Raw genomic sequence first — 26,646 nt, forward strand, 5'->3', positions numbered from 1 at the left:
CGGGGCGTCAGGGGCGGAGCCGGGGCCGCCAGTTGCCTCCGAGCGGAATAGCATTGATCCAACCGGTGAGAGCCTACGCACGGAGGCTGGCGATGACGCTACGACGGGTTGATGCGGTCCTTGGGACGGGGATCGCGTTCGGACTGGCGGCCGCAATCCTCGCCGTAGGCGTGCCGGCCGCCTCCGGGGCAGAGCCGGGCGTGGAGCGGCGCCTCACGACGAATACCTCCCAACAGACGTGGCCGGAGGTGTCGGGCACGTACGTCGTGTTCTCCGACGACCGCAACGAGCGCCTCGTGGGCGACCCGAACGACCCGGAGTCGCCCTACGACATCCGCGTGCTCAACCTGAGCACGGGCAGGAGCCGCGTGCTCACCCCGAAGCACACGGCCATGGGGCGGGCGGCGATCTCGGGCAACCGGGTGGTCTGGGTCGACTACGGGAACGGGCGCAACAGCGGTGTCTGGTACCACAACCTGGCCACCGGCACCCACAAGCGGATCAGCAGCGCGGGCGGCGTCGAGGTCGAGATCAGCGGACGCAATGTCTGCTACGAGCGGAGCAACCGCGTGTGGGTCTACAACCTGCGGACGAAGAAGGAACGCGCGGTGTCGCCGAAGACGTCCTCGGCCGCATCGTGCGACATCTCCGGGTCGGTGGTCGTCTGGCAGGACTTCCGTCACGGCAACCACGACATCTACAGCTACAACCTGACCACGAGGAAGGAGCGCCGGCTGACCACGGACCCCGGCGGCCAGACCATCCCGAAGGTCTCCGGCAACCGCGTGGTGTGGACCGACGACCGCAACGGCGGGCTGGACCTCGACGTCTACGCCTTCAACCTGGCGACCGGGGTGGAGACGCGGCTCACCACCGCGTCGGGGAACCAGTGGTTCCCGAACATCTCCGGCACGCGCGTCGTGTGGATGGACGAGCGCAACGGGACCGACAACACCGAGGTCTACGCCTACGACTTCGCCACCGGCACCGAGACCCGGGTGACCGACCACGCGGGCTGGAGCGGCAACCCGGTCGTCGCCGGGACGCGCGTCGTCTGGTCGGACGACCGCGCGGGCAACCTCGACCTGTAGCTCCGGACGCTGGGCTGATCCCTCCGGGCCCGGCTGCCGGGCTCCGGACGGACGGGCCCTCGGCCCCGGGCCGGCGGTTCCCGGCCGCGTGACTACAGGTCGACGCGGCCGTCGACAACCGTCCGCGCCCGGCCACCGATCCAGACGTCGGTGCCGTCGTCGTCGACGAAGACCTCGCCGTGGCGACCGACCTGGGAGCCCTGGGTGGCCACGTAGGTGGCGGGCACGTTTCCGCGGCCGCGCAGCCACTGGGCGACCGCGGCGTTCAGGCTGCCGGTGACCGGGTCCTCGAACCCGGCGAGCACCCCGCGCACCTCGTAGGCGTAGCCGTCCGCGGCGAGGCCGACGAGCCCGAGGTGGTCGTGGACGCCGAGCTGGGTGCGATCCACCCACGCCCGCCGCACGGCGCCGGCGTCCTCGAGCTGGACCATCATCCACGGCGGGCCGTTGTCGCCCCACTCGTGCGCCACCCAGTCGGTGCGGGGGATCCCCAGGGCCGCCTCGGCGATCGCGAGGTGGGCCTCGTCGAGCGGGCCGGTCCGGCGGCGCGGCGGCGCGGCGAAGGAGAGGCGGTCGGCGTCCCTGCGCACCCGGACCAGGCCGACACCGCACTCCTGCACGATCTCGCCCTGCGCCCGTGGCACGCCACCGGCGGACAGCCACGCGTGCGCGCTGCCCAGTGTCGGGTGCCCGGCGAACGGCAGCTCCCCGGTGGGCGTGAAGATCCGCACCCGGTAGTCCGCCCCCGCCGCTGTCGGGGGCAGCAGGAACGCCGTCTCGGACAGGTTCATCCACTCCGCGAACGCCTGCATCGCTGCGTCGTCCAGACCGGTGGCGTCGTGCACCACCGCCAGCGGGTTGCCCGACGGGCCCGGCCCCGCGCCGAACACGTCCACCTGCGAGAAGCGCCTGTCCATGGGGACTCCCGGCTCAGTCGCCGAGCCCGGTGCCCAGCTTGCGGGCCGTCTGCACCCACTCGTGGTCGATGGGGACGAGCTTGAGCTGCCCGGCCACCTCCTCCAGCGGCACGAGTTCGGTGCCCTCGCCGCGTGCGGCCACCATCACGCCGTACTGCTCCTTGCCGACCGCCCAGGCGGCGGCCGTCCCCAGGCGCGACGCGAGCAGGCGGTCCGCGGCGCACGGCGTCCCGCCGCGCTGCACGTAGCCGAGGATCGACACCCGCGACTCCAGGCCGGTGGCCGCCTCCAGCTCGCGGGCCAGCTTGAAGGTGTGCTCGCGCTGGGTGTCCTCGACGTTGGCCAGGTGCGCCTTCGCCGCGCGGACGGCCTCCGGCGTCTTCGCCGCCTTGACCAGCAGCTGCGCGGCCTCGTAGTCGGCCCAGTCCTGCGTGTCCCGCGCACCCTCCGCGACCGCGACCACGCTGAAGGTGCTGCCCCTGTTCAGGCGCTCCTTGATCGTCGCGGCCACGCTCTCGACCGAGTACGGGATCTCGGGCAGCAGGATGATGTCGGCGCCGCCGGCGATGCCGGCACCCAGCGTCAGCCAGCCCGCGCGGTGGCCCATGATCTCGGTGAGGATGATGCGGTGGTGGCTGTGCGCGGTGCTGTGCAGCCGGTCGACCGCCTCGGTCGCGATCTCCATCGCGGTGGCGAAGCCGAAGCTGGTGTCGGTGCGGGCGATGTCGTTGTCGATCGTCTTCGGCAGGGTGATCACGTTCAGGCCGGCCTCGGCCAGGCGCATCGCGTTCTTCGCCGTCCCCCCGCCGCCGAGGAGCACGAGGGCGGAGAGGCCCTCCTTCTCGTAGTTTTCGACCACCTGGGGACGCATGTCGCGCACCTCGCCGTCGATGGTCATGCGGTGCACCTTGTCGCGGCTGGTGCCCAGGATCGTGCCGCCGACGGTGAGGATGCCCGACAGGGCCTTCGAGTCCAGCGGCGTGTGCCGGTTCTCGACAAGGCCGCGGATGCCGTCGCGGAAGCCGATCAGCTGCCAGCCGTTGTTGATGGCCGCCTTCCCGAAGCCGCGGATGGCCGCGTTGAGGCCGGGGCTGTCCCCGCCCGCGGTGAGGATGCCGATCCGTCTGGTCGCCTGTGCCATGGCCGTCCCTTCGGTGGGTGGGGCTTCAGGCTAGTGCGTGGAGGGCGTGGCGGCGCCGATCCCGGGGGACGGGGGTGTTTCACTTGTGCTGACCCGTCCGCCGAGGAGGCCACGATGTCCCGCCGGTTGTCCCTGCTGCTCGCTCCCCTGCTCGTGGTCGGCCTGGCTGCCTGCGCCACGACGTCCCCCGTGCCCGCGGCCACCCCCAGCGCGACGGCGACGCCGTCCGTCACCCCGACGCCCACCGTCACTCCGACCGTGACCCCGACGCCCACGCCCACGCCCACCGACGATCCGGGCACGGCGCTCGAGCTGCGCGGCGACGGCCTCGGCGCATATTCCTTCGGCGCGAAGCAGGTGGACGTCACCGCCCTGCTCGAGGCGCAGCTGGGCGAGCCGGACGAGAGCTACCAGGGCATCCGCTGCCAGCTCGACGAGGGCAGCCCGTGGTCCCAGACGGTGAGCTGGGGCAAATTCTGGGTGGAGTACGACGCGGCGGACGGCTCGAAGAAGTCGCCGCGGACACTCGCGGCGTGGGGCTTCGACCCCACCAAGACCCTCCCGGCGCCGCTGGTGATGCAGGACGACGTGCCGCTCACGCTGACCTTCTCCCAGCTCAAGGCTGCCTACCCGAAGGGGAAGCTGGAGGACCTCGGCCTCGGTGACGGCAGCAAGCGCTTCATCCTGCCGAACAAGATCTTCTTCGTCGGGGCCGGCAACAAGCCGCTGCACGTCCAGGCCGGGGCTTTCGGGCTCTGCGAGTAGGCGGACGCCGCTGCCGGTCCGCGCCCGGCCCGCTCCCGTCCGCGCCTCTCGTCCGAGAGCGGGCGGTCAGGCGGTCGCGCCCCACACCGCCGTGGCGCCGGCATGTCCCACGACGACGATGACGGCGATGCTCGCCAGTGCCGCCACCACGGTGAACAGCGCGGCCGTCATGAGGAGCGGGCGGTTGCCGCCCCGTCCGGCGAGCACGAGCAGGAGCGTGGCCACCACCAGCGCTGCGGCCGGCCAGGGCGCGAGCAGGCCCCAGGTGATGTGCGTGGTCATGACGGGGGTACCGGCGGCGGTGCCCCCGTTGAGCGTCTCGCCGGTGAGCCGTGCCCCGACCACCGCACCGAGCGCCACGACCGCACCGGCCGCCACGAGGGACCCGTAGCGCTTCCGGGCACGCGCGGAGGTCGCGATCAGCAGGGCGCCCAGCGCGGCCAGCGGCAGCAGCACCACGGCGGCGTGGACGACGAGCGGGTGGAGCGGCAGTCCGAAGAGATCCATGGTTGATTGTTCAACTTCCCCGGGGTGCTGCTCAAGGGCGTAGTTGCAGCACCAGCCCGTCCGGGCCCTCGGTGAAGCCGACGCGCAGCAGGTAGGCGCGGTGGGACTCCGTCCCCGGGTCGGCGACGAGGCGGTCGAACCCCGCGTCGGTGAACACCTTGGAGCCCGCGCCGTAGAGCCACTTCCCGATCCGCGAGTCGCGGTAGGCCTGCATCACGTAGTCGAGCCGGACCCGGAGGGTGCGGTCGTCCGGCGTCCCCACCAGCGCGCCGGCCGGCAGGCCGTCCCGGGTGAGCAGCAGCACGACGTCCCCGTCCGAAGGCGCATCGAAACCCGGGTGGAAGCTGCCGATGTCGGCGGCGTGGGATCGCAGGAAGTCGAGCAGGAACGGGGCGTCCGGCCCGATCGGCACGGCGCCGAGGTCGCGGTTGGGCGCGAACTCCTTGCGCAGGAACCAGATGTTCAGGCCCGCGACCGCGGCGTTGGTGAGGATGATCGGAACCGACGGCAGCAGCACGCCGTAGGCCACGAACACCACCGAGCCGATGAGCGACACGATGCGCAGGCGCACCACGGAGGTCATCGCGAGGGAGGCCACCACCAGGGCCGAGGCCAGGTAGCCGACGAGTTCGACGGGCGAGAGTCCCATCGGCCCAGACTAGGGCCCGCCCGGTGACGGCGTGGCCGTTCGGGGCTCGAACGGTGGCGGCTCCGGGCAGGGCGCGCCGCCGTCGGCGCTGCACGGAGTGCCGGCGTGGGTTGCGAGGCTCACGGGGTGTGCAGGGTGGACGGCGCGACGCGCTAGCGTTGGCCCGTGCCCGCACCGTCCGCCCCTCCGCGACCCGCCGCGAACGGCGGACCGGGTTCACTGCGAGCCCGTCTGCGTCTCGGCGCGGCGCTGGCGCTGGGACTCCTCGCCGCGCTCTCGCTGGCGCTGGCGGTCTGGCTCTACTTCTTCGCCCCCGGCTCGCAGGTGGCCGCGGGGATCGTCGGTGTCGGCTTCGGCGTTGCTGCGCTGGTGTACGGGCTGCTCACGCGCGCGGTGGTCGCCCGGTCGCGGGTCGGTCACTTGATCGCCGGCGCCGTGTGCCTGGCCGGTGCGGTGTTCTCCGTGTCGGCCTCGATGGGATGGCAGGAGTGGACCCTGCTCCTGGTGAACCTCGCCGCGTTCGCCATGATCGCCGGCTCCGTCCCCCGCAGGGCGTCCGCCTGATCGCCGGCTCCGTCCCCGCAAGGGCGTCCGAAGGATCGCTGGGCGTGCGGGCGTCACCCGGCCTCGGGTCCGCCGTCGGCGCCGGAGGTTCGCTGACGTCCTCTTCCTGTCCGCCGTCCACCGTCCGCGCGGAGGGGCCAGCCTTGTGCCCGGCACCGTCCGCCGTCCGCGCGGAGGGCCAGCCTTGTGCCCGTCCGCCGTCCGCCGCCCGTGCCGAGGGCCAGCCTTGTGGCCGAGGGCTAGGACGGGGGTGCTGGCCCTCGGCCTTAGGGCTGGCCCTCGGCACGGTGGCTGGTCCTCGATTGCCGGGCTGGTTCTGAGGGGACCGGAGGGCCGTGACCAGCTGGCGCCACGTGGCCGCAGATCCAGAGCCCTCGGGGGTGGCTGCCGTCCCCTTCCCCTTCGGTGAGGGCCAGCCTTGTTGCCGAGGGCTAGGACGGGGGTGCTGGCCCTCGGCGTTAGGGCTGGCCCTCGATCACGTGGCTGGTCCTCGATCACGGAGGCTGGTCCTCGATGACGGGGGTGCTGGCCCTCGGCGTTAGGGCTGGCCCTCGGGCACGGAGGCTGGCCCTCGGGCACGGAGGCTGGCCCACGGTAAGGCGGCTGGTCGTCCGACGGGGAGGCCGGAGCCGGGGGCGGGGCGAGCGTCGGGGCGGGGATCACGGCGCGCCGCGCGCGGGCTCGCCTCGGACGCCGTCGCTGGGTAAGGATGGCGACATGCCGCTTGCCACTGACAACCCGTTCGCCGCGCCGTCCGTCCTGCCGTACGAACTGCCCGACTTCGCGGCGATCCGCGACGAGCACTACCAGCCGGCCGCGGAGGCGGGCATGGCCGAGCACCTGGCGGAACTGGCGGCCATCGCGGCCGACACCTCGGAGCCGACCGTGGCGTCGGTGATCGAGGCGTGGGAGTCGTCCGGACGCCTGCTCACCCGCACGCTGAACGCCTTCTACGCCAAGCAGGCCGCGGACACCAACGACGTCCTCGACGCCGTGGAGGCGGCCATCGCCCCGCAGCTGGCCGCGCACTCGGACGCCATCTACCTCGACCGGGGCCTCTACCAGCGGGTCGCGGCGCTGGCCCGCCGGGTCGAGGCGGGCGAGGTCGAGCTCGACCCGCAGTCGGCCTACTGGCTGGAGCGCCGCCTGCTGGCGTTCGAGCGGTCCGGCGTCAACCTGCCCGAGGCCGACCAGGAGCGGTTGCGCGCGCTCAACCACCGGATCGCCGAGGTGCAGTCCGAGTTCGGACGCCGGGCGCTCGCCGGGCTGAACGCCGCCGCGGTGCTGGTCACCGACCCGGCCGAGCTGGACGGCCTCAGCGAGGCCGAGATCGACGGGGCGCGCGAGCGCGCGTCCGAGCAGGGCCACGACCAGGGCTGGCTGATCGAGCTCGACCACACCTCGGGCCAGCGCCCGCTGGACGTGCTCCGCCACCGCGGGCTGCGCGAGCGCCTCCACCGGGCTGCCGTCGGCCGTGGCCTGGGAGGCGAGCACGACACCCGTCCGCTCGTCGTCGAACTGGCCCGGCTGCGCGCCGAGCGCGCCAACCTGCTGGGGTTCGCCAACCACGCGGCCTACATCGCGGCGGACGCCTGCGCCCGCACCGGCGAGGCCGTCTGGGACCTGCTCACGCGTCTCGCCCCGGCAGCCGCGGCCAACGCCCGCGCCGAGGCGGCGGACATGGAGCCGGTGTGGCGCCGCATCGAGCCGTCCGAGCCGCTCGCCGCCTGGGACTGGCAGTACGTCGCCGAGCTGCTGCGCACCGAGCGCTACAGCCTGGACGCGGGCCTGCTGAGGCCCTACCTGGAGCTCGAGCGCGTGCTGCACGACGGCGTCTTCGCCGCGGCGAACGGCCTGTACGGGATCACCTTCACCGAGCGGGACGACCTCCACGGATACACCGACGAGGCGCGCGTGTTCGAGGTGGCCGAGGCCGACGGCACGCCGATCGGGCTGTTCGTCGCCGACTTCTACACCCGTCCCGGCAAGCAGGGCGGCGCCTGGATGAACAACCTCGTCGACCAGAACCACCTGCTCGGCCAGTTCCCGGTGGTGACCAACAACTCCAACCTCGTGAAGCCGCCCACGGGACAGCCCACGCTGATGACGTGGGACGACGTGATCACGCTCTTCCACGAGTTCGGGCACGCGCTGCACGGGCTGCTCTCCGACACCCGCTACCCGTCCCAGTCGGGCACGGAGACCCCGCGTGACTTCGTCGAGTATCCGTCCCAGGTGAACGAGATGTGGGCGCTCGACCCGCAGATCCTTCGCCGGTACGCCGTCCACCACGAGACCGGCGAGCCCATGCCGGCCGAATGGGTGGAGACGCTGCGCGGGTCGACCCTGTTCCAGCAGGGGTTCAAGACCACCGAGTACCTGGGGGCAGCACTGCTCGACCAGGTGTGGCACCGGACGCCGCTCGAGGAACTCCCGACCGACCCCGCGCAGGTGGAGGAGTTCGAGAAGGCCGCCCTCGCCTCGGTCGGGCTCGACGACGACCTCGTCCCGCCCCGCTACCGCTCGAGCTACTTCCGGCACACCTTCGAGGGCGGGTACGACGCCGGCTACTACTCCTACATCTGGTCCGAGGTGCTGGACGCGGACACCGCGGCCTTCATGCTCGCCAACGGTGGCCTGACCAGGGAGAACGGAGAGCGTTTCCGCCGCCGCCTGCTCGCCAGGGGCGGCTCGATCGACGCCATGGACGCGTTTCGCGACTACCGCGGCGCCGATCCCGACCTGGCGCACCTGTTGGAGCGCCGCGGCCTGGCGCTGTAGCGGCCCCGGCCTCCGCGCGGCGCGGCAGGCTCAGGCGGGGACGCGCTCCGCGATCAGGGTCTTCAGGGCCCGGACGTCGTTGGGCAGCGGGACGACGACGCGGGGTAGGTCCTCGATCCCGGCGAACCGGGGCGGACGCTCGGGCTCGCGGCCGATCGCCTCGGCGATGGTCTCTGCGAACTTCACCGGCAACGCCGTCTCGGTGACGATCATCGGGACGCCGGGCTCGGCGAAGGAGGCGGCCACTCCCACCCCGTCCGCGGTGTGCGGGTCGATCAGCACACCGTCACGCGCCCACACGGCGGCGATGGTGGCCAGCCGGTCGGCGTGGGTGGACGACCCGGAGACGAATCCGAACCGTTCCCGCAGCGAGGCGAACTCGGGGGTCCCGGACAGGTCGAAGAACCCGTCGCGCGGCAGCCGGACGCCGAACAGCTCGCGCACCCGCGCGGCGTCGCGTCCCAGCAGGTCGAAGACGAACCGCTCGACGTTGGACGCCTTCGAGATGTCCATCGAGGGCGAGGACGTGGCGTGGGTCTCCGATGCCCCCCGCACCCGGTAGACCCCGGTGCGGAAGAACTCGTCGAGCACGTTGTTCTCGTTCGTTGCCAGCACGAGGGTGTCGATCGGCACCCCCATCATCCGGGCGATGTGCCCGGCCATGATGTTTCCGAAGTTGCCGGTGGGCACGCAGAAGGAGACCCGCTCGTCGTCGGCGGACGTCACCCGCAGCCAGGCGGCCACGTAGTAGACGACCTGGGCGACCAGGCGCGCCCAGTTGATCGAGTTCACCGCTCCCAGGGAGTAGCGGCGCTTGAAGTCGAGGTCACCGGCCACCGCCTTGACCAGGTCCTGGCAGTCGTCGAAGACCCCGTCGACCGCGACGTTGACGATGGACTCCTCGTCGAGGCTGAACATCTGCGCCTGCTGGAACGGGGTCATCCGGCCCGCCGGCGTGAGCATGAAGACCCGCACCCGGGGCAGCCCGCGCATCGCGTACTCCGCGGCCGAGCCGGTGTCCCCGCTGGTCGCGCCGAGGATGTTCAGCTCCTGATCGCGGCGCTCCAGCTCGTACTCGAAGAGCTGGCCGAGCAGCTGCATGGCCAGGTCCTTGAACGCTGCCGTCGGGCCTCCGGAGAGGTGGGCCAGCCACAGCCCGCCCGAAAGCGGGCTGACGGGCACGATCTCGGGGCTGGAGAACACCGTGTCGTTGTAGGCACGCTCGCAGATGCCGCGGAGGTCGTCCGATCCGATGTCGTCGACGAACAGCGAGAGGACGGCGTGGGCGAGCGCGGCGTACCCGCCGGTCTCCAGCAGCGTCCGCCAGGACGCCAGCGTCGCCGCGTCCAGTCGCGGGTACGACTCGGGCAGGTACAGCCCGCCGTCGGGCGCGAGACCCTCCAGCAGGATGTCGCTGAAGGTCGGCCGGGGGTCGTCCGGAAGGCCGCGGGTGGACAGGTAACGCACGGAGAAGAACTGTACCGACCCCGTTCCGCGGGGCCCCCGGCGAGTCTCACCGGACCCTGCCCGACGGGCGTTCCGGGAGCTGGGAAACACACAGGAACCGGCAAGGCTTGACCTCTCCCTCAGAGAGTCGCCGCGACACTCCGTGCCGGGTTGCCTTTTGCCTTGTCGGCCTTGGATCATGACTGCGTGCTCGATCCTGCCGTGCGTCCCCCCGCCCAGCCGGCCGGTAACGAGCTGACCAGGCAGGCCACCGAAATCCTGACCCAGGCGCAGAACCTGGCTGATCAGCTCCGCACCGAGGCCCAGGCTGAGGCGGATGCCGTGCGCGCCGAAACGGCCCGGAACCGCGAACTGAACGACCAGCTCGCCCGCGAGGTGGCCGAGCACAAGGCCGCCGCGGAGGAGGCGATGGTCTCCGCCGCCGCCCGGCTGGACGAGGCCCGCCAGGACGCGATCACCCTGCTCTCCGACGCCACCGAGCAGTCGGCCCTGATCACCCAGACCGCGGAGCGCACCGCAGCCGAGGTGATCGCCGCCGCGCGCGCGGAGGCCGAGCGGATCGTGCAGGACGGGCAGGTCAAGGCCGCCACCGTGATGAACACCGCCCGGCGCACGGAGGACGAGGTGCGCCAGCGCCTGGACGCCCGGGTGAGCGCGGTGGACGCCGAGCTGTCCGACCGTCGCCGCGCCCAGGAGTCTGAGGAGGCCCAGCGCAGGGACATGCTCGAGGCCGAGCTCTCCGCGATGCGCGGCCACGTCATGGACGAGCTCGCCGCACGCAGGGCGGAACTGGACGAGGAGGTGGCCCACCTCCAGGCGCAGCTGGTGGCCGACCGCAACGAGTTCGAGACCGAGTCGGCCCGCGCGCACGCCCAGGCTCAGGCCGAGCGCGAGGCCCTGGCCGCAGAAGCGCAGGCCAAGGCGGACGAGCAGCTGGCCGCGGCCGCAGCGCACGTGGCCTGGACGGAACAGGCGATGGCGGAGCTGCGCGCCAGCGTGGCCGCAGAGGCCGAGGCCGCCCGCCGCCAGACGCACAACGAGCTCGCCGAGCACGCCCGGCAGGTGCGAGAGCGCGTGGAGCTGGCGCTCACGACCACGACCCACCGCAACCAGGCGATGCTGGCCGAGGCCACCGCCGTGGCCGAGGACCTCCAGGCCCGCGCCCGCGCCGTCCTCGACGCCGCCGAGCGGGACGCCGCCCACACCCGGCGGCAGGTACAGGAGGAGTGCGACCGGCTGCTGAGCAGCGCCCGCTCCGAGGCCCGTGCACAGGTGGAGCGGGCCGAGCGCCGCCTGGCCGAGGCCGAGGCCGGCGCGAAGCTCATCCGCGAGCGCGCCGCCGCCGACCTCGAGAAGCTCCAGCGCGACACCTTCGAGGCCGCCCGCGCCTCGCGCGACGAGGCGGTCTCGCTGCTCAGCCAGGCACGGATCGACGCGGACGCCGTGCGCGCGGAGGCACGCGCCCTGATGGACCGCGCCCGCGCAGAGGTGGCGCAGCTGGCCCGCCGCCGTGACGACATCAACGCCCAACTCGGGCACCTGTCCGGGGTCATCGAGGCGCTCGCCGTCCCCGAACGTCCCCACCAGAATCCCCGGCAAGAAATGGAAGAAGGATCATGACCCAGCAGAACCCGGCCTTCCGGACGGTCATGCGCGGCTACGAGCCGGGCGAGGTCGACAAGGCCTTCGCCGACCTCCACCGCGCGCTCGACCAGGCTCGTGCTGAGTCCGGCAACACGGCCGTCGCGGTCACCAAGCTCACCTCCCAGGTGGCGCAGCTGGAGGAGCAGGCGAACGCGTACCGGAGCCGGATCGCCGCCCTGGAGCAGGAGGAGAAGGAGGCCGCTCCGCCGTCCTTCAGCGACCTCGGCGCGCGCATCGGCAAGATGCTGAAGCTCGCCGAGGACGAGGCCGCCGAGATGCGGGCGAAGGCGAAGGCGGACGCGGACAAGCTGGTCGCCGACGCTGAGGCCGCGGCCGAGCAGGCACGCAGTTCCGCCGACCGGTACGCCGCCGACGTGACGAGCCGCACCGACGCCGAGGCCACCCGGGTGCTGGAGGCCGCGAAGCGGCAGTCCGACGAGATCCTCGACTACGCCGACCGCGAGGCCACCGCCCGCCGCGAGGAGGCCGAGGCGGTCTACGAGCACCAGCGTGCGCGCGCCGCTGCCGCTGCCGCGGACTTCGAGAAGACGCTCGCCGAGCGCCGCGACAAGGCCGCGGAGGAGTTCGCCGCGCAGATGGCGGCCAACGAGCAGGCGATCGCCCGCTCCCTGGAGCGCCAGGCCGCGATCGAGGCCGAGGCCGACCGGACGCTCGCAGAGGCGAAGGCGCAGGCCGAGGCCCACGTCAAGGCAGCCCGCGAGGAGGCCGGCCAGCACGTCGACGCCGCCCGCCTGGCCGCGGAGAAGATCCGTCGCGAGTCCGAGCGCGAGCTCCAGGCCGCCACGTCCCGTCGCGACGCGATCACCGCGCAGCTGACCAACGTCCGCCAGATGCTGGCGACCCTCGGCGGGGCGGCGATCGTCAACCCGCTGGCCGACCCCGAGCCCGCGGACGCCCCGGCGGAGGAGCCGGCCGCGGAAGCGGTGCCCGAGGAGGAGCCGGTGGAGGCCGGGGAGGACCTGGTCGAGGGCGACACCGACGAGGCCGAGGTCGACGCCGCCGGCGACGACGACAAGGTCGAGCAGGAGACCCGCGCGTGAAGTTCCGCTTCCTCGGCAACTCCGGGCTGAAGGTCTCCGAGATCTGCTACGGCAACTGGATCACCCACGGGTCCCAGGTCGAGAACGAGATCGCCGAGCGCTGCGTCCACGCCGCCCTCGAGGCCGGCATCACCAGCTTCGACACCGCCGACGTCTACGCCAACACGGTCGCGGAGTCGGTGCTCGGGCAGGCGCTGAAGGGCCAGCGGCGCGAGTCGCTGGAGATCTTCACGAAGGTGTACTGGCCGACCGGCCCCAAGGGCCCGAACGACTGCGGGCTGTCGCGCAAGCACATCATGGAGTCGATCAACGGGTCGCTGCGCCGGCTCGGCACCGACTACGTCGACCTGTACCAGGCCCACCGCTACGACCACGAGACGCCGCTGGAGGAGACCATGCAGGCGTTCGCCGACGTGGTCCGCTCGGGCAAGGCGCTCTACATCGGGGTCAGCGAGTGGGACGCCAACCAGATCCGGTCCGCCCACGACCTGGCGAAGGACCTCGGCTTCCAGCTCGTGTCGAACCAGCCCCAGTACTCGATGCTGTGGCGGGTCATCGAGGAGTGGATCGTCCCGACCTCCGCCGAGCTGGGCGTCTCCCAGATCTGCTGGTCGCCGGTCGCGCAGGGTGTGCTCAGCGGCAAGTACCTGCCCGGCGAGGCGCCGCCCAAGAACTCCCGTGCGACGGACGAGAAGGGCGGCTCGACGTTCATCCAGCGCCTGATGGGCGAGGACGTCCTCGTCGCCGTCCAGCGGCTGAGGCCGATCGCGGACGAGCTCGAACTCACCATGGCCCAGCTCGCCGTGGCGTGGGTGCTCCAGAACCCGAACGTCGCCTGCGCGATCATCGGGGCCTCGCGGCCGCGGCAGATCCGCGAGAACGTGGCGGCGTCCGGCGTGGTGCTCAGCCCCGAGATCATGTCGCGCATCGACGACGCCCTCGGCGACGTGGTCGTACGCAACCCGATGCTGACCGCGGAGAACTCGCCCAAGGAACGCCCCTGCTGACCGACTTCGTCGCCGCGGCCGCCGCGCTCCCGGAGCTGGAGCTCCACGCGCTGGTGGTGCTGCGCGAAGGCGTCGTGGCCGGCCGCTGCCAGTGGGAGCCGTACGTCCCCGGCGACCTCGCCCTCGTGTACTCGGTCAGCAAGACCGTCACCGCGACCGCCGTCGGCCTCGCCGTGGCCGAGGGGCGGTTCGCCCTCGACGACCGCGTGGGTGACCTGGTGGGGGGCGCGCCGGACGGATCGCCGCTCGACGACCGGGTGGCCTCGATCACCGTCCACGACCTGCTGTCGATGTCGACCGGCCACACCGCCGACACGCTCGAGGCGATGCAGGCCCGTCCCGCCGCGGAGTGGGTGCCGGCCTTCCTCGCACAGCGTCCGCAGGAGCCGGTCGGCTCGGTGCACGTCTACAACAACGGCGCCTCGTTCCTCCTGGGCGAGCTCGTCCGCCGGCACACCGGCCAGGACCTGCTGGACTACGTGCGTCCGCGCCTGCTGGAGCCGCTCGGCATCGAGGCGACGTGGGACACCGACGCCCTGGGCCGGTGCCTGGGCTGGACGGGGCTGCACCTGTCCATCGACGGGCTGGCCACCCTGGGCGAGCTGCTGCGCTGTGACGGCGTGTGGCACGGACGCCGGTTGCTGCCCGAGGGCTGGGTCGCGCAGGCGACGGCCCGGCACGTCGACACCACCGACCCGCACCCCGACTGGGGGCTGGGTTACGGCTACCAGGTGTGGATGGGCCGGGAGGGCTACCGGCTCGACGGCGCCTACGGCCAGTTCGCCTTCGTGCTGCCGGCCCGCGGGCTGGTCGTGGCGATCCAGTCGGCCCAGTCGTGCACGCAGCTGCTCGTCGACCTGGTCTGGGAGCACCTGGTCGTCCCCGACCTCCCGGACGGGCCGGTCGGGGCGACCGCGCGCGTGGCGGTGCCGACGGACACCGGTCGCGGCACCGCATGGCTGGCGTCGGGCGCCGTCCCCCTCGACCCGGCGATGGTCGACCCGGGCGAGGAGCCCGGGCGCGCGCCGGACATCGCCGACGTGCGTGCCGAGCGGGACGGCGGCGAGCTGCGCCTGACCCTCCTCGCCGAGGGCCACCCGGTGGAGTTGGTGGCACAACCAGGGTCGTGGCGCCGCCAGCACCTGCAGCTGGGCGACGTGCGCGTCCCGGTCGCGGCCGCGGCCGGTGCGGATGAGCAGGGCGACCTGCACGTGCGACTCGTCCTCACCGACACCCCGCACACGCTGCGCCTGCGCCTGGGCCGGGACGGGCAGGCGGGCCTGGCCTGGCGCGTCGCGCCCCTCCAGGGTCCGTGCCTGTCGAGGATGCGCGCGCACTGAGCGCCCTGCCGCGGGGGCAGTGGTGACACTCCACGACCGACGCCGGCGGCCCTAGGTTGGGGGCATGGATGAACCGAAGGTCGACCTGCTGCCCGACGAGGACTTCCGGCGGGTGCTCTGCGTCGTGGCGCATCCCGACGACGTCGAGTACGGCACGTCCGCGGCCGTGGCCCGGTGGACGTCGCGGGGCGTCGAGGTGGCGTACCTCCTGCTGACCGGCGGCGAGGCGGGCATGCAGCGTCCGCCGGCGGAGACTCGCGTCCTGCGCGCCGGCGAGCAGCGCGCGGCCTGCGACGCGGCCGGCGTCCGCGCGCTCACGGTGCTCGACCACCCCGACGGCATGCTGGTGTACTCCCTGGACCTGCGTCGCGACATCGCCCGCGAGATCCGCCGGTTCCGTCCGGACGTCGTCGTCACCGGCTCGTGGGACGTCGAGTTCGTGGCCGGTCTCAACCAGGCCGACCACCGGGCGGCCGGCCTGGCCTGCGCGGACGCCGTGCGGGACGCGGACAACACCTGGGTCTTCCCCGAGCTCGCCGCGCAGGAGGGGTTGGCCAAGTGGGGGGCGACCTGGCTGCTGGTCTCCGGCGACAACCGTCCCACCCACGGGGTGGACGTGTCGGGCGAGCCCGTCGAGCGGGGGATCGCCTCCCTCGAGGCCCACGCCGGCTACCTGGGCGACCTGAGCGGCCACCCGTCCCCCAGGGAGCTGATCGGCGGGGTCACCGCTGCGGGGGGACGGGCGCTCGGCGTGGCGAACGCCGTCCTGTTCCGCGCCTACCGCCTGCGCTGAGTGCCGGGAGGGACGGGCTCAGCGCGCGTACCGTCCCACGAAGTTGCGCAGCACGAGGTGCTGCTGGCCGTCGACGCTGCTGGCGTAGGCCATCGCGATCAGCTCGTCGAGTTCTGCGGGGTCGAAGTAGCCGGCGTGCTGGTAGATCCGCATGCGCGCGGCCAGGTCGTCGGCGTCCAGTTCGGGATGGAACTGCGTGACGTACACGTTGGCGCCCACCCGGTACATCTGGAGGGGGCAGTCCTGGCCGGTGGCGAGCACCGCCACTCCGGGCGGGGTTCCGTTGGCGGCCTCCTTGTGGCCGACGAACGCGTGGAAGCGCGGGCTGATGCCGGCCGTCAGCGGGTCCCGCACGCCCTCGTCGGTGAGCGTGATCTCGGTGGCGCCGACCGGCTCGCCGTACGTGCGGTCCACCGTCCCGCCGAGGTGGGTGGTGACCGCGCCCACCCCGTAGCACATGCCCAGGAACGGGTAGTCGGTGTCGACGATCTCGTCCAGCAGCGCCAGCAGGTCGGCCTCGACCCGCTCCTGGATCGCGGTCTTCTGCGCGTCGGAGATGTTGAACGAGCTCCCGCCCAGGATCACGCCGGAGTACTCCGACAGCTCGAGGGCGGGGAGGGGCTCGGACTCCACCCGGATGTGCTGGAGCTGGCCGGGCTCGAGCCCCGCGTGGCGCAGGACGGAGCGGTACTCGGCCGCCGCGGCCTCGTTGTGGTCGCGGGTGGCCAGCAGCAGGAACGGTTTCACGGAAGAGAGGTTAACGGCGAAACGGCGTGCGGCGTCCGGTTTCGTCCAGCAGCAGGCGTAGCGCCTCCTGCGGCCCGCCCGCCGCCCGCTGCCGCTCGTAGCTCGCCCCGTGCGCGGACAGCTCCGCGGCGAAGCGCAGCTCGTCCTCGCAGCCGAGGTCGCGGGCGACCGGCGTGAGCCGTTCCAGCCACTGGGCCAGCCCCTCGCGCAGCGGCACCTCGCGGCGCAGCCGGTTCGGCGTGATCACGTGGGCGTCGAGCCCGTAGCGGGCCGCGCGCCACTTGTTCTCGCGCACCAGCCACGGCGGGAGCGACTCGTAGGTCTGGTCGCGGGAGTAGGTGCGGGACACGTGCTCGGCGAAGCACTGCGTGAGCGCCGCCACGCACGCCAGTTCCGCCAGGGTGGGGACGGCGTCGCCGGTGCGGTTCTCCACCGTGCCGAACCTCGGCGACGGGCGGACGTCCCAGCGGATCTCACCGGGGACGCTGATCATGCCGCACTCGAGCAGCTCCTCCGCGTACGCCTCGAACTCGGTCCAGCGTGACATCGGATAGGGCAGGCCGTTGGTGGGCAGCTGCTGGAACAGCATGGTGCGCTGGGACGCGTAGCCGGTGTCCTCGCCCTCCCAGAACGGTGAGGAGCAGGTGATGGCCAGCAGGTACGGGTAGAACCGGGCCAGGCCCGTGGTGACCGGCAGCGCCTTGTCCTTGTGGTCGATGCCGACGTGGACGTGCGTGCCGCAGATCGCCATCCGGCGTCCCCAGTAGCCGGTGCGCTCGGCCACCACGTCGTAGCGCGGGCCCTCGAACCGCGGCTGGGCGGAGGCCGGGCTGAACGGGTGCGTGCCGGCGCCCACCACGCCCAGGCCGAGCGGGGCCGCGACCCGCTGCACCTCGCGCAGGTGGTGGGCGACGTCCTCGACCGCCGCGGCCACGGTGCGGTGCACGCCGGAGACGATCTCCACCATGTCCTGGAGGTACTCCTTGCGGATCGGTGCGTCCTCGCCCCCGCCGCACGCCTGGAGCACCGTCGGTGCCGCCGGCGTCAGCTCGCCGCTCGCGAGGTCGACGATGGCCAGCTCCCACTCGATGCCGACCGTGGACTGCTCGGACGGGGCGAAGTCGACCTGCATCTGGCGGCTCCTCACTCGGATGGCCCCGATTCTAGGCACCCCCACCTCTCCCCACCCCTCCGCGTTTGCTGCCGATCGCAACGCTCGCCGCCGGAATTCCGGCAGCGAGCGTTGCGATCGGTGGCGGGAACAGGGCGAGGACGGGGTGGGGCGAGGACGGGGTGGGAGGGCGCAAGGTTGCGCGCTGACAGGTCGGGGACGGGGGCGTAATGTTTGTCGGCTATGCATGACTTCCCACCGCACGTCGACGCGTACACCCCCGCGGAGACGTCCCGGCCCGACACCCGTAGCCCGGCCAGGTTCCTGGCCTGGCTGCTGCGCGCGCAGTGGGACGTCGTCGCGGCCATGGCCGTGGCGGGGCTCGTCTGGTTCCTGCCCGGGGCGCTGAGCCCACTGCTGCTCGGCAAGGCCATCGACTCCGGTGTGCTGAGCGGTGACATGGTTGCCACGCTGGGGTGGGCGTCCCTGCTGACGGTGGTGATCCTGCTGGGGGCAGCGGCCGGCATCACCCAGCACACCCTCGCGGTCCGCGGCTGGCTGATCGCGCTGTACGGCACGCAGAAGCTGGTCACCCGGAAGGCCGTCCAGCTGGGCCACGTGCTGAGCCGCCGGCTCCCCACCGGCGAAGTGCTGAGCATCTCGTCATCGGACTCCAACACCTTCGGCCAGACGGTCGAGGTGGTCTCGCGCGGGCTGGGCTCGCTGGCGGCGTTCGCCCTGGTCTGCACGCTGATGTTCACCACGTCCCCGCCGCTGGGCTGGGTGGTGCTCATCGCCGCGCCCCTGCTCGTCGGGGCCGCGTCGCCGGTGCTGCGTCCGCTCAACCAGGCGCAGACCGCCGAGCGCACGCAGACCGGCGAGCTCACGTCGATGGCCACCGACATCGTGTCCGGGCTGCGCATCCTGCGCGGCATCGGCGGCGAGCGGACGTTCGGCGCCAACTACGCCGTCCAGTCGCAGAAGGTGCGCCGGCTCGGCGTCGCCACCGGCACCTGGCAGGCGGTGACCGAGACGATCAGCGTGCTGCTGTCCGGGCTCATGCTGGTGGCGCTCGTCTGGCTGGGCTCGCACGAGATGCTCGCCGGGCGGCTGAGCGTGGGCCAGCTGATCAGCTTCGTCGGCTACGCGCTGTTCCTGGTGTGGCCCCTCCAGACCTTCTTCGAGTTCGCCCAGAAGTGGGTACAGGGCCTGGTCTCCGCGCGCAAGACGATCGCCCTGCTCGCTCCGGAGGTGCCCTTCGCCGAGGGGACGCAGCCGCTGCCGCCGCGCCCGAGGCTCGTGGACGCCGCCTCCGGCGTGGCCGTGGAGCCGGGACGGTTCCTCGCGGTCGTCAGCGCCGTCCCCGAGGACTCGGCCGCCCTGGCCGACCGGCTGGGACGGTACCTGCCGACCCAGCAGTCCGCCCCCGACGCGGAGGAGGACGACGAACTGACCGGACGCGCCGCGCGCCGCGCGCAGCGGGACCGGGACGTCCGCCGGGCACGCGCCGCCGCGGCGGACGCCGAGGTCGCCGGTGCCGAGTGGGGCGTCTCCGCGGACGGCGTCGACTACAGCCGGGTGCCACTCGCTGCGCTGCGGCGGACCGTCGTGGTGAGCGACACGGCGAGCCAGTTGTTCGCCGGCACGCTGCAGGAGGCGCTCGACCCGTGGGGGACCCACTCGCGGGTGGAGGCCGAGGCTGTGCTCCACACGGCCGCTGCGGAGGACGTGTTCGCCGGCCTGCCCGGCGGCTGGGAGGGCCGGATCGACGAGTTGGGACGCGGGCTGTCCGGGGGGCAGCGCCAACGGGTGGTGCTGGCGCGCGCCCTGCTGCTCGACCCGGAGGTCCTCGTCCTCGTCGAACCCACGTCGGCGGTCGACGCCCACACCGAGGCCGCGATCGCCGAGCGTCTCGTGCCGCACCGGCGCGGGCGCACCACCGTGGTGATGACCGCGTCCCCGTTGCTGCTGCACCACGCCGACGAGGTGTCCCTGCTGGTCGACGGGCGCGAGGTCGCGCGCGGTCGGCACGCCGACCTGATGGCCGACCTGCGCTACCGCGCGATCGTCGGCAGAGGCATGGAGGACGACGAATGACCCCGCCGATCACCGGCATTCTCCCCGAGCCGGGGGAGGGCCGGCCGGACGCCACCGACCTGCCCGGACCCGCTGCCGCCGTCCGGGACGACCACCCGGCCGACACCTGGGTGATCCCGGGCGACGACCGGATCCCGCCGGCGCTGCTGGTCACCCCCGGCCTGCCCTGGGGACGGCGGCTGGCGGCGCTGCGCGAACGCCACCGGCTGCGCGGCGAGCGGGCGCGGGCCTTCTACGCCGACTCCCGCAACCCGGAGCGGGGGCTGCCGGTCGCCGGCAACGCGGCGGCCTGGGCGTTCGTCAAACGCCTGCTCAGCACCCGCAAGGGCCTGTTCGCCGTCACCGTCGGCGCCAACCTCGCCGCGGCCGTCGCCGGACTGGTCGTCCCCCGGCTCCTGGGCGACCTCGTGGACGCCGTCACCGGCGGCTCCGCCGCGCTGGCACAGGTCGACGCGATCATCTCCGGCGTGGTCGTGGTGGTCGTCGTCCAGGCCGCCCTCGTGTTCGCCGGGCGCCGCGCGTCCGCCGTCCTGGGCTACGACCTGCTGGCCGCTGCCCGCGAGGAGATCGTCGGCACGGTGCTCCGGCTCCCGCTGAGCCGGGTCGAGTCGGCGTCCAGCGGTGACCTGCTGACCCGAATCACCTCCGACGTGTCGAAGATGAGCCAGTCGGTGCGCTGGGCCTTCCCGCAACTGGTGATGTCGTCGGTGCTGGTGGTGGCGAGCCTGGTGGCGCTGGTGCTCAACTCGCCGTTCCTGGCGATCTCGATCGCCGGGTCGCTGGTCGTCCTCGTCCTGGCCACCCGGCACTACCTGAAGCACGCCGGCGCCGGCTACATCACCGAGTCGGGCACGTACAGCCGCATCAACTCGACGACGACCGAGACGGTCGAGGGTGCGCGGACGGTGGAGGCGCTCGGCATCGGAGAGCGCCGGATCGCCGTCGGCGACGCCGACATCGCCGAGTCGAACCAGGCCGAGCGCTACACGATGACGCTGCGGAACCTCTTCTTCATCTTCCTCGACGTCTCCTACCAGTTGCCGCTGGTCGGGGTCGTGCTGCTCGGCACCTGGGGCTACTCGCAGGGGTGGGTCACGCTCGGCCAGATCACCACCGCGGCCATCTACGTCCAGGGCCTGGTCGAGCCGATGGATCGCCTGATCCAGGTCTTCGACACCCTCCAGGTGGGACTGGCCGCCACCACGCGACTGCTGGGCGTGGCCGAGGTGCCGGAGGACCGCGTCCCCGGGGACGCCCGTCCCGACGGCACCGAGGTAGTCGGCACCGACCTGCGCTTCGCGTACCGCCCCGGGACGGACGTGCTGCACGGGATCGATCTCGACCTGAAGCCGGGCGAGCGGCTGGCGATCGTCGGTCCGTCCGGTTCGGGGAAGTCGACGCTGGGACGGCTGCTCGCCGGCATCAACGGCCCGCGGACCGGCGAGGTCGACATCGGCGGCGTGGACGTGATGGACCTCCCGCTCGACGTGCTGCGCACCGAGGTGGCACTGGTGACCCAGGAGCACCACGTGTTCGTGGGCACGGTGCGTGACAACATCGTGCTGGCCAGGGACAGGCAGCTCGCCGGTGCGGAGGTCGACCGCGCGGTCACCGAGGCGCTGCGGGCCGTCGACGCCCTCGACTGGGTCGAGCGACTGCCCCAGGGCCTGGACACGGTGCTGGGCCACGGGCGGGTGCACCTCACGCCCGCGCAGGCGCAGCAGGTGGCCCTCGCCCGGCTGATGGTCGCCGACCCGCACACCCTGGTGCTGGACGAGGCCACCTCACTGATCGACCCGCGCACCGCCCGCCACCTGGAAGGGTCGATGGCGGCGCTGCTCGCCGACCGGACGGTGATCGCCATCGCCCACCGCCTGCACACCGCCCACGACGCCGACCGCATCGCCGTGGTGATCGACGGACGCGTGGCAGAGCTCGGCTCCCACTCCGAGCTGTTGTCCCGCGACGGCGAGTACGCCCGCCTCTGGCGCACCTGGCGCAGCTGATCCATCCGCTGACCCCCGTCCGCGCCGCCGCTCCCTCCGCCGCTCCCCGCCCGCCGATCTCCGCGTTTGCCCCCGACTGCAACTCCCGCTGCCGGAATTCCGGCAGCGGGAGTTGCAGTCGGTAGCAGGAACGGGGTGGGGGGACGGCGTCAGAGGGTGAGGATCACCTTGCCGGTGTTGTCGCCGGACTCGAGGTGGCGATGGGCGTCGGCGACCTGCTCGAGCGGGAACCGGGTCTCGGGCGCGAGCCGGATCCGGCCGTCGGCGACCAGGGGCCACACGCGTTCGACGACGGCGGCACAGATGGCCGCCTTCTGGTCGGCCGGACGGAACCGAAGGCTCGTCGCCGTCACGGTCGCCCGCCGGGTCAGCAGCCGGTTGAGGTCGAGCGTGCCCTTGCGTCCGCCCTGGAGACCGATGACGACCAGCCGGCCGTCCATCGCCAGGGACGCGACGTTCGGCTCGAGGTACTTCGCGCCCATGACGTCGAGAATCACGTCCGCGCCGCGACGGTCGGTGGCCTCCGCCACGCCGGCGACCCAGTCGTCGTGGTAGTCGAGGGCGACGTCCGCGCCGAGGATGCGGCACAGCTCGAGCTTGGCCGGGGAGCCGGCGGTGACCAGCACCCGGGCGCCGAGGGCCTTCGCGTACTGGATCGCAAAGGTGCCGATGCCCCCTGCGCCGCCGTGGATGAGGACGGTCTCCCCCGCGGCCAGGTGCACGTGGTCGAAGTTGGACGCGACCGTGGCAGCCACCTCGACGAGTCCCGCAGCGCTGACCGGGTCGACGCCCGGCGGCGGGGCGAACACCTGCCCGGCCGGCACGAGGACGTACTCGGCGTACCCGCCGCCGGCCAGGAGGGCGACGCACGCGTCGCCGGGGGCCCAGCCGTCCACGCCGTCCCCGAGCTCGTGGACGGTGCCGGAGACCTCAAGCCCGATCACCTCGCTCGTTCCGGGGGGCGGCGGGTAGTGGCCCTGCCGCTGGAGCAGGTCCGCCCGGTTCACCCCCGCGGCGAGCACGCGGACGACGATCTCGCCCGGCCCCGCGACGGGGAGGGGGGCGTCGGCGACCACCAGGTTCTCGGGGCCGCCCGGCTCGGTGACGGTGACGATGCGCATGCGTCCAGCCTCCCATCCCGCGACGGGCCCGCGCACGGACGGGACGCCGGGTGGCGGCCACAGGGCGCGTCAGTAAGATGGGCCGCCGCGGGCGAGGTCGCATAGTGGACTAGTGCAGCCGCCTTGAAAGCGGCCGAGCTTCACGGCTCCGTGGGTTCGAATCCCACCCTCGCCGCGCCTGCCGACGGACGGGGGACAAGTGGCGGCAACAACCCACCAGGTGCGCCAGCGACCGGCGCTGCGCGCGCTCGCGCTGTCGGCGTTGCTGATGCTGGTCGGCCTGGTGCTGGTGCTGATGGCCGAACTGCTCGACCGTAACCTCGCACTCACCGTCGGGGGACTGCTGGCGCTCGTGCTGGGCGCCGGGCTCTTCGGGGCATCGTGGTGGGTGGCCCGTGCGGCCCGCATGCAGGTGGTCCTGGACGAGGACGGCTACGCGATCCGGGGACGCGACTCCGCACAGTCGGGACGGTGGGCCGACGTCCGCCGGGTCACCAGCGCTTCCGGCCGGCTCAGCCTCTTCCTTGCCGACGGCACCCGTGTGCTGCTGGCCGTGCCCCGTGGGCGGCGCGACGACTTCGACGCGCTGGGTGCCGACATCGCCCGCCGGCTCGACCAGAGTCGCGGCTACCGCGCCTGACGCCGAGCGGGGGGCGGCCAGCGGGATCAGCCCTTCTCCGGGTGGTACCCGCACACCTCTTCGAGGTCGTCGCTCTTGGCCTTCGCCGTGCTGCTCTTGGTGGGCGAGGCCGTCGAGGTGGGCGTGGCGCTGCCGGACGCGGTCGGCGTCCCGCTGGCGCTCGCCGTGGGCGTGGGCTCGACCCCGGCCGCGGTCTCCTTCAGCGCCTTCTTGACGCGCGCCTGGACCTTGGCCCAGTCGGGGTCGTAGGACTTGAAGCCGGCCACCCCGGGGGTGAAGGTGACGCTGCGCAGCTTGGTGTTCTTCACCTTCAGGCCGAGCGTGGCCAGGTTGGACAGCATGTTGCGGGGCACGTCGGTGGTGATGGTGTTCTCGCCCGCCGCGGCGATGGCCTGGAAGTTGGCGAGCACCTTGTCCGGCGTGGTCTGCTGCACCACGGCATTGATCACGCAGCGCTGGCGCTCCATGCGCTTGTAGTCGTCGAGGCCGTAGCGACCGCGGGCGTACCACAGGGCCTCGCGGCCGTTCATGTGCTGGTTCGGCCCGGGCTCGATGTAGTCGGTGGGCTTGATGTGCGCGTCGGTCTGGCCACCGATCGGGATGCGGTAGTTCACGTTCAGCGTGATCCCGCCCATCGCGTTGATGAAGTCCTTGAACCCGTCCATGTTCACCTTGACGAAGTAGTCGACCTGGAGGCCGAGCGCCTCGCCGACCGACACCTTCATGACGCTGGCGCCGAAGTCCTTGGTCTTGCCCAGCACGTCGTGGGGCACCTTCGTCGGCACCACCCGGTACATCGCGTTGAGCAGGAACTGCGAGCGGGTGTAGAGGTCGGTGCTGCCGGAGGTGAAGCCGTTCGGGTAGTACTTGTGGAGCGGCGAGTCCTTCGGGAAGGGCATCTTCTCGGTGTTGCGGGGCAGCGTGAACAGGGTGGTCGCGCCGGAGTGGGTGTCGATGGACGCCACGATCACCGTGTCGGTGCGGTCACCCTGGGACGCCGACCGTCCGGTGCCGGAGTCGCCCCCGATGATCAGGATGTTGAGGCGGTCCTTGTCCTTCCAGGGGTCCTCGACGTTGATCGTCGGCTGGGTCGAGTTCGGGGTGTCGTCGGTGCCGATGATGGTGTCGAGGGCATTGCCGGCGGTCCAGGCCAGGTTGGCGCCGAACGCCATCGGGGCGGCCACGACGAACGACAGCAGGCCCACGACGGCGGCACCGGCGACCCGCTGCCCGATGCCCGGGTTGGCCGGGCGCAACGAGAGATGGGTGAAGCCGATCACCAGCACCCAGGCGAGGGCGCCGACGCCCAGCCCGATCGCCACTCCCTGGAGGACGCCCGGGGCCACCGCGAGCCGGGTGGCGAGGTCCCGGTTGAGCGCGAGGTACACGCCACCGCCGATGAGCAGGAGAAAGGCACCGAGGACGAGGCTGCCGGCGACCCGGCGTCCCGCCTTCAGCAGGCCCAGCCCGGGGATCATCGTGCCCAGCACCGTCCAGCCGAGCGCGCCCGAGAACGACCGGCCGGGCGCCACGCGCCTCGCGGGTCCGGCGGGTTCGCCGGGGGTGTCGTCGACGGCGCGACGTGCGGACACGCCGTCGGGCGCGGGGGAGTCCTGGCTCATGGCAGGTGGCGTCCTTACTACAGATGGTGGGCCGGATCAAGGGTACCGGCTGCGCCAAACTGCCCGGTTACGGTTCACTTTGCCGCTGCGGAGCGCGGCCTTGTAGGCTGGCGTGCGGTCTGGAGGTGTCGCCTAGTCCGGTCTATGGCGCCCGCCTGCTAAGCGGGTTGAGGGCTTCAACCCTCTCCGGGGTTCAAATCCCCGCACCTCCGCCAGTGCCGGACGGAAACGCCCCTCCCGAGGGTCACTCGGGAGGGGCGTTTCCGCGTCCGTGCCTCCCCGGGCACAGGTCAGCAGGGGCCTCAGGACGACGCCCCTGCTCCGGCTCCCAGCGGCCGCGGCACCCCGCAGCTCCGCTCGACGAAGAGCGGCGGCCAGGTGCTGGTCGTGCTGCCGGGATTGGTCACCCGGAAGTCGCAGCGGTCGCAGCCCCAGGCCAGCGTCCCGGTGCGGGTGAGGCCCAGGCCGAGGGCCTCGAACACGACGTAGTCGAGGTCGCACAGGTACGGGGTGAGCTCGTCGGCGGACTGGGCGTGCAGGTAGGTGACGATGGCGCACTGCGTCGCGTCGAGCCCGAAGTCGAACGGCTGGCCGTCGCCGTCGACGAAGGCGTAGACCCAGTTGCCGGGGTATCGGTGTTCGGCGAACCAGCGGGCCTTCCGCCGGGCCCTCTCCCCTGTGGTGGAGCGGCCCATCGACCGGCGCACGCGTTGCGGCAGCCGGCCGTACAGCGACCGGACGGCGTGGTGGATCGCCTCCCCTGCGTCCTCGACGGAGCCGCCGTGCCGCAGGACCACCCGGTACAGCGCCAGTGCCCACGGGGCCAGGACCATGGACATCGCCTCCGGGTTGCGGCGACCTCCGAGGTCGGGCAGTCCGGGAACGAGGGACCGGTACTCCTGGAGCATCTCGTGCCGGATCGTGCGCGCGGTCGCGGCACCGAACCGTCGGGTGAGGACATCGGTGTGGGCCGTCGCGAGCCGGAACAGGAGTTCCCCCGGGAGGTTGCGCAGGTCGACGGGCCGGCGGCCCTTCCCGGGCCCGGCCACCGACGGGTCGCCGTGCTCGACGCCGTTCCGGATCGCTGACAGCATGCCCTGCATGGTCTTCGCCATCACCGCCGCGCTCACCGACTCCAGCGCGCTCTCCCACCGGGGGAGGCCCTCCTCGAGGACGACGAGGGTGAGCCTCGTGCCGGCCCCCTCTGCCGCGAACAGCCAGGTGAAGACGGGGCCGTTGGCGACCTCCCTCGTCCGTCCCGCGAAGTCAACCGTCGCGTGCGCCCGGCTGACGATCCGCTCCCCGGGAACCACCTCGGTGAACTCCCGCTCGATCCGCTCGACCATCAGCCCGTTGAGGAACCTGCCCGTGATGCGCGCGGTGGTGCCCACGCCGTCCGGCGTGATCACGACCTCGGTGACCTCGAGCTGCGGCCATCCGGCGAAGAGGTGCCGCGGATCGCGGCAGTACTCGAAGACGTCGGGGACGGGAGCGTGGATCACGACATCGAAACGACGAGTGAAATCGGTCATCGCCTGGCCTCCCTCGGACCCGCGGGGCGACAACAACTCCGCA

General features: G+C 72.6%; 22 protein-coding genes and 2 tRNA genes. 14 read left to right on the forward strand and 10 right to left on the reverse strand.

What is annotated here, in order from left to right; genetic code table 11:
- The first annotated feature begins 65 nt into the window (after positions 1 to 65).
- Positions 66 to 1,091 carry a TolB family protein gene (locus tag ACFQQJ_RS12330; RefSeq protein ID WP_377106856.1) on the forward strand — a complete coding sequence of 342 codons (1,026 nt, stop codon included), beginning with the start codon at positions 66 to 68 and terminating at the stop codon, positions 1,089 to 1,091.
- A gap of 92 nt (positions 1,092 to 1,183) precedes the next feature.
- Here ACFQQJ_RS12330 and ACFQQJ_RS12335 read toward each other — a convergent pair whose 3' ends face one another.
- Together ACFQQJ_RS12335 and ACFQQJ_RS12340 are read right to left on the reverse strand one after the other, a co-directional pair.
- The gene (locus ACFQQJ_RS12335) at positions 1,184 to 2,008 is read right to left on the reverse strand and encodes a PhzF family phenazine biosynthesis protein (RefSeq protein ID WP_377106857.1); all 825 of its coding nucleotides are present in this window, start codon (positions 2,006 to 2,008) and stop codon (positions 1,184 to 1,186) included.
- A 13-nt stretch (positions 2,009 to 2,021) separates the two neighbouring features.
- Entirely contained in the window at positions 2,022 to 3,149 is a 1,128-nt protein-coding gene (locus ACFQQJ_RS12340; RefSeq protein WP_377106858.1) for an ATP-dependent 6-phosphofructokinase, read from the reverse strand.
- A gap of 114 nt (positions 3,150 to 3,263) precedes the next feature.
- Here ACFQQJ_RS12340 and ACFQQJ_RS12345 point away from each other — a divergent pair, with 114 nt between their 5' ends.
- On the forward strand, positions 3,264 to 3,914 hold the full coding sequence (locus ACFQQJ_RS12345) for a hypothetical protein (protein ID WP_377106859.1): 651 nt from the start codon (positions 3,264 to 3,266) through the stop codon (positions 3,912 to 3,914).
- A 66-nt stretch (positions 3,915 to 3,980) separates the two neighbouring features.
- Here ACFQQJ_RS12345 and ACFQQJ_RS12350 read toward each other — a convergent pair whose 3' ends face one another.
- Both ACFQQJ_RS12350 and ACFQQJ_RS12355 read right to left on the reverse strand, forming a co-directional pair.
- The gene (locus ACFQQJ_RS12350) at positions 3,981 to 4,421 is read right to left on the reverse strand and encodes a DUF2231 domain-containing protein (RefSeq protein WP_377106860.1); all 441 of its coding nucleotides are present in this window, start codon (positions 4,419 to 4,421) and stop codon (positions 3,981 to 3,983) included.
- 31 nt (positions 4,422 to 4,452) lie between these two features.
- Positions 4,453 to 5,070 (reverse strand): hypothetical protein, encoded by a 618-nt coding sequence (locus ACFQQJ_RS12355; RefSeq protein WP_377106861.1) that lies wholly within the window; start codon positions 5,068 to 5,070, stop codon positions 4,453 to 4,455.
- A gap of 165 nt (positions 5,071 to 5,235) precedes the next feature.
- Between ACFQQJ_RS12355 and ACFQQJ_RS12360 the strand changes: the two genes are divergently transcribed.
- A complete protein-coding gene (locus ACFQQJ_RS12360) occupies positions 5,236 to 5,634 on the forward strand; it encodes a hypothetical protein (RefSeq protein WP_377106864.1) in 399 nt (132 codons plus the stop codon).
- A 717-nt stretch (positions 5,635 to 6,351) separates the two neighbouring features.
- Positions 6,352 to 8,415 (forward strand): M3 family metallopeptidase, encoded by a 2,064-nt coding sequence (locus ACFQQJ_RS12365; RefSeq protein WP_377106865.1) that lies wholly within the window; start codon positions 6,352 to 6,354, stop codon positions 8,413 to 8,415.
- Between the two features lie 30 nt (positions 8,416 to 8,445).
- On the opposite strand, the gene thrC is transcribed toward ACFQQJ_RS12365, so the two are convergent.
- Complete coding sequence (gene thrC, locus ACFQQJ_RS12370) at positions 8,446 to 9,882, reverse strand: threonine synthase (RefSeq protein WP_377106866.1); 1,437 nt, start codon at positions 9,880 to 9,882, stop codon at positions 8,446 to 8,448.
- A 186-nt stretch (positions 9,883 to 10,068) separates the two neighbouring features.
- Between thrC and ACFQQJ_RS12375 the strand changes: the two genes are divergently transcribed.
- The 5 genes from ACFQQJ_RS12375 (at position 10,069) to ACFQQJ_RS12395 (ending at position 15,727) form a co-directional block, all read left to right on the forward strand.
- On the forward strand, positions 10,069 to 11,502 hold the full coding sequence (locus ACFQQJ_RS12375) for a hypothetical protein (RefSeq protein ID WP_377106867.1): 1,434 nt from the start codon (positions 10,069 to 10,071) through the stop codon (positions 11,500 to 11,502).
- The gene (locus ACFQQJ_RS12380) at positions 11,499 to 12,587 is read left to right on the forward strand and encodes a hypothetical protein (protein WP_377106868.1); all 1,089 of its coding nucleotides are present in this window, start codon (positions 11,499 to 11,501) and stop codon (positions 12,585 to 12,587) included. The genes ACFQQJ_RS12375 and ACFQQJ_RS12380 overlap by 4 nt, the downstream gene beginning before the upstream one ends.
- Positions 12,584 to 13,594, forward strand: coding sequence for an aldo/keto reductase family protein (locus ACFQQJ_RS12385; protein ID WP_377106869.1), 1,011 nt, complete (start codon positions 12,584 to 12,586; stop codon positions 13,592 to 13,594). The genes ACFQQJ_RS12380 and ACFQQJ_RS12385 overlap by 4 nt, the downstream gene beginning before the upstream one ends.
- A gap of 53 nt (positions 13,595 to 13,647) precedes the next feature.
- Positions 13,648 to 14,934, forward strand: a complete 1,287-nt coding sequence (locus ACFQQJ_RS12390) for a serine hydrolase domain-containing protein (RefSeq protein WP_377106870.1) — start codon at positions 13,648 to 13,650, stop codon at positions 14,932 to 14,934.
- A 64-nt stretch (positions 14,935 to 14,998) separates the two neighbouring features.
- The gene (locus tag ACFQQJ_RS12395) at positions 14,999 to 15,727 is read left to right on the forward strand and encodes a PIG-L deacetylase family protein (protein ID WP_377106871.1); all 729 of its coding nucleotides are present in this window, start codon (positions 14,999 to 15,001) and stop codon (positions 15,725 to 15,727) included.
- 18 nt (positions 15,728 to 15,745) lie between these two features.
- Here ACFQQJ_RS12395 and ACFQQJ_RS12400 read toward each other — a convergent pair whose 3' ends face one another.
- Together ACFQQJ_RS12400 and ACFQQJ_RS12405 are read right to left on the reverse strand one after the other, a co-directional pair.
- The gene (locus tag ACFQQJ_RS12400) at positions 15,746 to 16,474 is read right to left on the reverse strand and encodes a glutamine amidotransferase (RefSeq protein ID WP_377106872.1); all 729 of its coding nucleotides are present in this window, start codon (positions 16,472 to 16,474) and stop codon (positions 15,746 to 15,748) included.
- Positions 16,475 to 16,484: 10 nt separating this feature from the next.
- Positions 16,485 to 17,621: a glutamate--cysteine ligase gene (locus tag ACFQQJ_RS12405; RefSeq protein WP_377106873.1), complete on the reverse strand. Its 1,137-nt coding sequence runs from the start codon at positions 17,619 to 17,621 to the stop codon at positions 16,485 to 16,487.
- 207 nt (positions 17,622 to 17,828) lie between these two features.
- Here ACFQQJ_RS12405 and ACFQQJ_RS12410 point away from each other — a divergent pair, with 207 nt between their 5' ends.
- Positions 17,829 to 19,682 (forward strand): ABC transporter transmembrane domain-containing protein, encoded by a 1,854-nt coding sequence (locus tag ACFQQJ_RS12410; RefSeq protein WP_377106874.1) that lies wholly within the window; start codon positions 17,829 to 17,831, stop codon positions 19,680 to 19,682.
- Positions 19,679 to 21,688: an ABC transporter ATP-binding protein gene (locus tag ACFQQJ_RS12415; RefSeq protein ID WP_377106875.1), complete on the forward strand. Its 2,010-nt coding sequence runs from the start codon at positions 19,679 to 19,681 to the stop codon at positions 21,686 to 21,688. The genes ACFQQJ_RS12410 and ACFQQJ_RS12415 overlap by 4 nt, the downstream gene beginning before the upstream one ends.
- A 149-nt stretch (positions 21,689 to 21,837) precedes the next feature.
- On the opposite strand, the gene ACFQQJ_RS12420 is transcribed toward ACFQQJ_RS12415, so the two are convergent.
- Complete coding sequence (locus tag ACFQQJ_RS12420; protein ID WP_377106877.1) at positions 21,838 to 22,809, reverse strand: NAD(P)H-quinone oxidoreductase; 972 nt, start codon at positions 22,807 to 22,809, stop codon at positions 21,838 to 21,840.
- A 90-nt stretch (positions 22,810 to 22,899) separates the two neighbouring features.
- Between ACFQQJ_RS12420 and ACFQQJ_RS12425 the strand changes: the two genes are divergently transcribed.
- Positions 22,900 to 22,984 (forward strand) — tRNA-Ser (locus ACFQQJ_RS12425).
- Between the two features lie 24 nt (positions 22,985 to 23,008).
- Positions 23,009 to 23,449 carry a hypothetical protein gene (locus tag ACFQQJ_RS12430; RefSeq protein WP_377106878.1) on the forward strand — a complete coding sequence of 147 codons (441 nt, stop codon included), beginning with the start codon at positions 23,009 to 23,011 and terminating at the stop codon, positions 23,447 to 23,449.
- A 26-nt stretch (positions 23,450 to 23,475) separates the two neighbouring features.
- Here the strand turns inward: ACFQQJ_RS12430 and ACFQQJ_RS12435 are convergent, their stop codons facing one another.
- Complete coding sequence (locus tag ACFQQJ_RS12435; protein ID WP_377106881.1) at positions 23,476 to 25,071, reverse strand: LCP family protein; 1,596 nt, start codon at positions 25,069 to 25,071, stop codon at positions 23,476 to 23,478.
- A gap of 121 nt (positions 25,072 to 25,192) precedes the next feature.
- Here ACFQQJ_RS12435 and ACFQQJ_RS12440 point away from each other — a divergent pair.
- A tRNA-Ser gene (locus ACFQQJ_RS12440) sits at positions 25,193 to 25,286 on the forward strand.
- 87 nt (positions 25,287 to 25,373) lie between these two features.
- Here the strand turns inward: ACFQQJ_RS12440 and ACFQQJ_RS12445 are convergent.
- Positions 25,374 to 26,603, reverse strand: coding sequence for an L-2-amino-thiazoline-4-carboxylic acid hydrolase (locus tag ACFQQJ_RS12445; RefSeq protein ID WP_377106883.1), 1,230 nt, complete (start codon positions 26,601 to 26,603; stop codon positions 25,374 to 25,376).
- Positions 26,604 to 26,646 lie beyond the last annotated feature (43 nt).

The organism is Propionicimonas sp. T2.31MG-18, assembly GCF_964266745.1.
GTDB lineage: Bacteria > Actinomycetota > Actinomycetes > Propionibacteriales > Propionibacteriaceae > Propionicimonas.